The organism is Phenylobacterium sp. (assembly GCF_036963605.1).
Taxonomy (GTDB): Bacteria; Pseudomonadota; Alphaproteobacteria; order Caulobacterales; family Caulobacteraceae; genus Phenylobacterium.
Genome location: NZ_JBALUY010000037.1, coordinates 25,270 through 32,657, shown reverse-complemented (window position 1 = coordinate 32,657; position 7,388 = coordinate 25,270). Strand labels below are relative to the sequence as shown.

The following is a 7,388-nucleotide window of genomic DNA, read 5'->3' as shown; positions in this document are numbered from 1 at the left end:
CTGCCCCTGTCGCAGCACGCCCTGATCGTGCTGCCGCGTCTGGCCTATCACGACTACGAGGGCATCGCCCTGAACCTGGACGAGCGCGAGCGTCTGGTGGCCGATATCGGCGACAAGACCCTGATGCTGCTACGCAATCACGGCACCCTGTCGGTGGGCGACTCCGCGGCCGACTGCTGGATCGGCATGTTCTACCTGGAGCGGGCCTGCAAGCAGCAGGTCATGGCCCTGTCGGCGGGCCGGGAGAATGTGCTGTTCGCCCCTGAGGCCTCGCAGGCCGAGGTCCGCGGCCAAGTCGCCCGCGGCATCGGCGGCAAGCTGGCCTGGCCCGGCTGCCTGCGCCGCCTCGACCGCCAATCCCCGGGCTACGACGCCTGATCGACGGGACGCAGCGCTGGCGGGCTGCGCCAGCCTGCGTCTTGACCACGTGGCGATATTTTCATAGGCGGCCGGCGGCATCTTTTTGTTAGGACAGCTCGAATATTCAGCGAGCGCCCACGTGTTTCAAAGCCGACACGAACGGCCATCGTTCTGTTACTGGACGCGGCGTAAGCCTTTCCGCTGAGTCCTACTGTCCGTGTCACGTCATTCGCACGCTCCCCCGCCGGAGCGATGGAGCCCGCTTTGGTAAGACGCCATTTCTTCCTCGCCGGCGCCCTGGTCATCGTCCTTATAATGGTTATCGTCGGCGGCCTGCGGATCGTCATGGACGGCGAGCAGGTGCATGCCGGCGGGCCTGGGGGACCTGGAGGCCCTGGCGGCGGCGGCGTGCCGGTGGCGGCGACCGCCGTGAGCACCCGGAGTTTCAACGACACGGTCGAGCTGCTGGGCGTGGCCAAGGGCCGCCAGTCCGTCACCCTGACCGCTGCAGCCACGCAGCTGGTGGAGCGGGTGCGGTTCACCGACGGACAGTTTGTGTCCAAGGGCGAGGTCCTGGTCGAGCTGAAGGACGCCGAACAGAACGCCGGCGTCGAACAGGCCCGGGCCCGCCTGCTGCAGGCGCAGCAGACCCTGGAGCGCTGGAACACCCTGGCCGAGCAGGGCTTCGCCTCCCAGGCCGCGGTGGAAGAGCATCAGGCGGCCTATCGCACGGCCAAGGCTGATCTCGCCGCCGCCGAGGCCCGGCGCGGCGACCGCCTGATCCGCGCGCCGTTCGCCGGCGTGGTGGGGCTGACCGACATCACCCCGGGCGCCCTGGTCAATCCGGGCTCGACCATCGTCACCCTCGACGACCTGTCCTCGATCCGCGTCGACTTCCAGGTGCCGGAGCGCTACCTGGCCGGCCTGCGGACGGGTCAGACCATCGTCGCGACCAGCGACGTCTATCCTGACACCCAGATCCGCGGACAGATCGAGACCCTGGACACCCGGGTCGATGAATCCACCCGCGCGATCACCGCCCGGGCCATCTTCCCCAATCCAGACCGGCTGCTGCGGCCGGGCATGATGATGCGGGTCGCCTTGTCGCGGGGCCAGCGCGAGAGCCTGGCCGTGCCTGAGGCGTCCGTCTCGGTCCAGGGCTCGTCCTCCTTCGTCTTTCTGATCGCCGACGGTGAGAACGGGCCCCGGGCCGAACAGCGGCCGGTGGTCGCCGGCATGCGCCAGAACGGGTTTGTCGAGATCAGGGACGGTCTGGAGGCCGGGGATCGCATCGTCGCCAATGGCGTGAACAAGGTGACCGGCGGCCAGCCGGTCCGGATCGCCGAGACTCCCACCCCCTCTGACGTCGCCGGCGTAGATCCCGCGGCCGAACGGCCAGGCGCATGACTCTTTCGGACCTCTCCGTCCGTCGTCCGGTGTTCGCCGCGGTCGCGGCGATCATCCTCTGCGTGGTCGGGCTCGCCTCCTTCACCCAGATGACGGTGCGGGAATTGCCGGCCGTCGATCCACCCGTGATCTCGATCAGCACCGACTATCGCGGCGCCTCCTCCGAGGTGATCGAGGAGCGGATCACCGAGGTGATCGAGCGCCAGGTCGCCGGTATCGAGGGCGTCGATCGGATGACCTCCGGGTCCCGGGACGGCTCCTCGCGCATCAACATCCAGTTCAAGCTCAGCCGCGACCTCGACGCCGCCGCCAACGATGTGCGCGACGCGGTGTCCCGCGTGTCAGCCAATCTGCCCCTGCAGGCTGACCCGCCACAGATCCGCAAGGCCGACGCCGACGCCCAGCCGATCATTTTCCTGGGCCTGTCGTCCACCACTCTGAACCGCCTGCAGCTGACGGACTACGCCAACCGCTACCTTGTCGAGCGCGTTTCGACGGTGCCGGGTGTGGCGCAGGTGGGCGTCGGCGGGGCGCAGAACTACGCCATGCGGATCTGGCTCGATCCCCAGGCCATGGCGTCCCGCGACATCACCGTCACGGACGTCGAAAACGCCCTGAACGCCCAGAATCTGGAGCTGCCCGCCGGGGCTCTGGAAGCCGCGGCCAAGGACTTCACGATCCGGGTGGCCCGGGGCTACTCCACGGCCGAGGAGTTCGCCAATCTGCCCGTGGTCACGCCCGGCGACGGCGGCTATGTCACCCGGCTGGGCGATATCGCCCGGGTTTCGGAAGAGGCCGACGAGCGTCGGCGCATGTTCCGATCCAACGGCCGCGACCTGGTCGGTATTGCGGTGACCCGCCAGTCCCAGGCCAATGACCTGGAGATTTCGGACGGCATCCGCGCCCTGCTGCCCGAACTGAACCGGGGCCTGCCCGAGGGCACCGAGCTCAATGTCGCTGTCGACTTCACCCTATTCACCCGGCACGCCCTGGAAGAGGTCTGGATCACCATGGGCATCTGCCTGGCGATCGTCGGGCTGGTGAATTTCATCTTTCTGGGGACCTGGCGGGCGGCCATCATCCCGACCGTCGTCGCGCCCATCTGCATCCTGTCGACCTTCATCGTCCTGGCGCCCCTGGGCTTCTCGCTGAACCTGCTGACCCTCTTGGCGCTGGTCCTGGCCATCGGCCTGGTGGTGGATGACGCCATCGTCGTGGTCGAGAACATCCAGAGGCGGATCGACGAGGGGGAACCGGCGCCCGTGGCCGCCCAGCGCGGGACGCGTCAGGTCTTCTTCGCGGTGGTCGCCACCACCATCGTGCTGATGTCGGTGTTTGCGCCGCTGATGTTCCTGCCGGGCTATATCGGCCGGCTCTTCGTCGAGCTCGCCGTCGCCGTGGCTGCGGCCGTCGCCTTCTCGTCCCTGCTGGCGCTCAGCCTGTCGCCCATGCTGGCGTCCAAGCTGCTGCGGCCCGCCAAGGGGCAGGGCTGGCTGGCGCGCACCGTCGACGGCTCGATGGACAGGCTGCGCAACTCCTACCACGCCTCGCTCGAGTTCCTGCTGGGCAAGCCCGCGGCCACCTGGGCGACCGGCGCCCTGGTGGTCGTCCTGGCGATCACAGCCTTCGGCGTGTTCACCTATCTGCCCAGCGAGCTGGTGCCTGAGGAGGACCGTGGCCGCGTCGATATCAGCATCAATGGTCCCGAGGGGGCCGGCTATGACTACACCTATGACGCCGTGAAGCAGATCGAGGCCCGCCTCATGGAGATGTATGAGGCTGGCGAGGTGTCTCGCTACCTGATCTCCATGCCCCGCTTCGGCGGCCAGCAGTACAATACCGGCAATGGCAATGTGACCGTCCCCGAAGGCGGCGTGGACTCCAACGAACTGGCCGCCCAGCTCAATGAGGAACTGGCCGAGTTCACCGGGGTGCGCGCCATCGCCTATGTTCGCCCGGCCCTGCGCGGCAGTGAAGGCAACAGCGTCGATCTGATCGCCATCGGCGCCGAATATGACCAGATCGCCGACTGGCTGCGTCCGATCCAGGCCGCCGCCGAGCAGAACCCCGGTCTCGCCCGGGTGCGGCTGGACTACGAGCCGACCTCCCCGCGCCTGCTGGTCACCATCGACCGGGAAAAGGCCGCTGCCCTGGGCGTCACCACCCAGGCGGTCGGCCGCGCCATGGAGACGATGTTCGGCTCGCGGCGGGTGACCACCTATATCCGCGAGGGCCGCGAGTACGACGTCATCCTGCAGACGGGCCGGGAGGAGCGGATGAGCCAGGAGGATCTCAACAACCTCTATGTGCGCTCGGAATCCGGCGAAACCATTCCGCTGGCCTCCGTGGTCACCTCAGAGGTGCGCGGCGACACCCCGGACCGTGAACGCACCGACCGGTCCCGGTCCATCAACCTCAGCGCCCAGCTCAATCCCGGCTACACGATCGGCGACGCCATCGCCTTCTTCGAGGCTGAAGTGGACAAGCAGCCCGGCGGGGTCGGCGTCATCTGGGGCGGCGGCGCCCGGGACTATCTGGAGGCCGGCGGCGCCGTCGGCCTGGCCTTTGGTCTGGCCCTGCTGCTGGTCTTCCTGGTCCTGGCCGCCCAGTTCGAAAGCTGGATCCATCCCGGCGTTATCATGCTCACCGTGCCGGTGGCGGCGCTCGGAGGATTGTTCGGCCTGCTGGTCGCCGGCTCGACCATCAACACCTATAGTCAGATCGGCCTGATCATCCTGGTGGGCATCGCGGCCAAGAACGGCATCCTGATCGTCGAATTCGCCAACCAACTCCGCGACGAGGGTCTCTCGATCCGCGAGGCCGTGATCGAAGCTTCGACCCTGCGCCTGCGGCCGATCATCATGACCTCGATCTCGGCGGCGGCCGGGGCCATCCCGCTGATCGTCTGGGGCGGGGCCGGCGGCGAGTCCCGGCGTTCCATCGGCGTGGTGATCTTCTTCGGGGCGATCTTCGCCACGATGCTGACCCTGTTCATCGTGCCGGTCTTCTACAACCTGCTGGCGCGGTTCACGAAGTCGCCCGAGCACATGGCCCGCCGGATCGAAGCCTTCGAAGAGGCCGAGCAGGCCCGGGTCGCCAACGCCGCCGAATAGGCGAGCGTCCGGGAGTCCTGACCCGATACGAAAGAGGCCTTCCCCCGGGGGGCAGGGGAAGGCCCAGTCGTCAGGATTTGGGGGCCGCCCCGAAACCTGCGCGGCTTCGGGGCGATTACCGTGCTCGACAGATGCAAAGTGAGCGCGACCTCACCAAGGTGGGCGCGACGCTCCACATCGTCAAGGTTGTGATCGCACGAAATCGCACGTCATTCGTGTTTTAGGAGTCCGCCGGCACCGGCGCCTCAGGTTCGGGCGTCGCCGTCTCCCCGGGGGCAAAGCCCGACTCGACCTTCAGATAGGCGATCAGGTCGATGCGCTTCTTGGGATCATCAAGGCCCACGAAGGTCATGCGATTGCCGGGCAGATAGGTGCGCGGATTGGCCAACCAGGCGTCAAGGCGTTCGGCGTCCCACACGAAGCCAGCGTTCTGCAGCGCGTCGGAGTACCGATAGCCCTCGACCGACGCCGCCGGCCGGCCAAAGACCCCATGCAGGTTGGGACCCGTCATGTTCGGGCCGCCCTCGACCACCGTGTGGCAGGACCGGCAGAGGCCAAACTGCCGACGACCGTTCTCCAGGTCGGCGGTGTTATAGGGGGCAGGCAGGGCGGCCAGCTGGGCTTGCTGTTCGGCCTCTGAGGGCGGCGGCGGCGTCTGCGGGCCTGAAGCTGCGGCGCCGTCGCCCTGCTGGCCGCAGCTGGCCAGGCCTGTGGCGACGATCGCCCCGATGACCCAATTCGATACCGTGCGCATGTCGGCGAACCCCCTGGAAATCTGCGCGCAAGCTAGCGAAGCCTGCCGGTCATGCAATGGGGGGCGAGCCTTCCGCATCTATTCGCAGGCGGTCAGGCGGAGTTGCGGGATTGCGAGCGCCTATGGAGGCTTGCGCCTGTTGCTGCGCCTCGGGTTTCCGCGCTACTCCCGACCCCTGCATTCGGACAGGAAGGGAAGCTGCGATGACTACCGAGGAACTGATGGGCCAGGACTTCGGGACCCTGGCTGAGCTGATCGCGTCGCAGGCCCGCGAGCGGCCGGCCCACGCGGCCCTGGTGGATGGTGACCGCAGCCTCGACTATGCCGGCCTGAACCGCCTGATGGACCAGATCGCCGTGGCCCTGCAGCGGGATGGCGTGGGACCCAACGAGGCCGCCGCCATCTGCGCCACGACGTCCCTGGAATATGCGGCGGTCTTCATGGGCGCCCTGCGGGCTGGGGCGGCGGCGGCACCGCTGGCCCCCTCATCCACCGCCGACAGCCTGGTGATGATGCTGAACGACTGCGGGGCCAAGGTCTTCTTCCTGGACGAGGGCGTCGCCGCATTGCTGGAGCCGGTGGCCGACCAGATCACAGCCAAGCGCGTGGCCCTGGACGGCTCCTCGGCCGGGGTGGCCTTCCAGGACTGGCTGGCGGCTGAAGGCGCGACGCCCCAGGCCGTGGAGGTCGGGCCGGACGACCCGTTCAACATCATCTATTCCTCCGGCACCACGGGCACGCCCAAGGGCATCGTCCAGCCGCACGCCATGCGCTGGGGCCAGGTGCGGCGGGGGATCTATTCCACCGATGCGGTGACCATGGTCTCCACGCCGCTCTATTCGAACACCACACTGGTCAGCTTCCTGCCGACCCTGGGCAATGGCGGCACGGCCGTGCTGATGCCCAAGTTCGACGCCCAGAAGTTCCTGGAGATGGCGGCCCGCCACAGGGCCACCCACGCCATGCTGGTGCCGGTCCAGTACCGCCGGATCATGGAGCGGCCGGACTTCGACACCTATGACCTCTCGAGCTTCGCCCTGAAGTTCTCCACCTCGGCCCCCTTCTCGCCGGAGGTGAAGGCCGACGTGCTGAAGCGCTGGCCCGGCGGCCTGATCGAGTTCTACGGCATGACCGAGGGCGGCGGCTCCTGCATGCTGGTGGCCCATGAGCACCCCGACAAGCTGCACACGGTCGGCCAGCCGATGAACGGCCACGACATCCGGCTGATCGACGAGGACGGCAAGGAGGTTCCCCAGGGCCATGTGGGGGAGGTGGTCGGCCGCTCGGGCGCGATGATGGTCGGTTACCACAACCAGCCGGGCAAGACCCGCGACGCCGAGTGGTACAGCCCAGAGGGCCTGCGCTTCATCCGCACCGGCGATGTGGGCCGCTTCGACGAGGAGGGCTTCCTGACGCTCATGGACCGCAAGAAGGACATGATCATCTCGGGCGGCTTCAACATCTATCCCAGCGACATGGAGCTGGAACTGGCCAAGCACGACGACGTGCTGGAATCGGCCGTGGTCGGCGTGCCGTCCGACCGCTGGGGCGAGACGCCGGTGGCCTATGTCACCCTGCGCCCGGGCAAGAGCGCTGCGCCGGACGACATCAAGACCTGGCTCAACGCCCGGGTCGGCAAGACCCAGCGCCTGGCCGACGTGGTGCTGATCGACAACCTGCCCCGCAGCCACATCGGCAAGGTCCTCAAGAAGGACCTCCGCGACAGCTATAAGGGCCCTGCGCTCACCGCGTGA

The 7,388-nt window shown here is 67.8% G+C and carries 5 protein-coding genes; 4 read left to right on the top strand and 1 reads right to left on the bottom strand.

The features are described from left to right. From V7702_RS08915 to V7702_RS08905, 3 genes are all read left to right on the top strand, one after another. On the top strand, window positions 1–378 hold a 378-nt coding region (locus V7702_RS08915), incomplete at its 5' end, for a class II aldolase/adducin family protein (RefSeq protein ID WP_335649765.1). 246 nt (window positions 379–624) lie between these two features. Then, entirely contained in the window at window positions 625–1,767 is a 1,143-nt protein-coding gene (locus V7702_RS08910; protein WP_335649764.1) for an efflux RND transporter periplasmic adaptor subunit, read from the top strand. After that, window positions 1,764–4,880 carry an efflux RND transporter permease subunit gene (locus tag V7702_RS08905; protein WP_335649763.1) on the top strand — a complete coding sequence of 1,039 codons (3,117 nt, stop codon included), beginning with the start codon at window positions 1,764–1,766 and terminating at the stop codon, window positions 4,878–4,880. Before V7702_RS08910 ends, V7702_RS08905 begins: the two co-directional genes overlap by 4 nt. Window positions 4,881–5,100: 220 nt before the next feature. Here V7702_RS08905 and V7702_RS08900 read toward each other — a convergent pair whose 3' ends face one another. Then, window positions 5,101–5,634 carry a c-type cytochrome gene (locus V7702_RS08900; RefSeq protein ID WP_335649762.1) on the bottom strand — a complete coding sequence of 178 codons (534 nt, stop codon included), beginning with the start codon at window positions 5,632–5,634 and terminating at the stop codon, window positions 5,101–5,103. 203 nt (window positions 5,635–5,837) lie between these two features. Between V7702_RS08900 and V7702_RS08895 the strand changes: the two genes are divergently transcribed. Continuing rightward, window positions 5,838–7,388, top strand: a complete 1,551-nt coding sequence (locus V7702_RS08895; RefSeq protein WP_335649761.1) for a class I adenylate-forming enzyme family protein — start codon at window positions 5,838–5,840, stop codon at window positions 7,386–7,388.

What these genes read in the sequence shown, in the direction of transcription:
- V7702_RS08895 (WP_335649761.1), top strand. Translation starts at nt 5,838, where the DNA reads ATGACTACCGAGGAACTGATGGGCCAGGACTTCGGGACCCTGGCTGAG.
- V7702_RS08905 (WP_335649763.1), top strand. Translation starts at nt 1,764, where the DNA reads ATGACTCTTTCGGACCTCTCCGTCCGTCGTCCGGTGTTCGCCGCGGTC.
- V7702_RS08900 (WP_335649762.1), bottom strand. Translation starts at nt 5,634, where the DNA reads ATGCGCACGGTATCGAATTGGGTCATCGGGGCGATCGTCGCCACAGGC.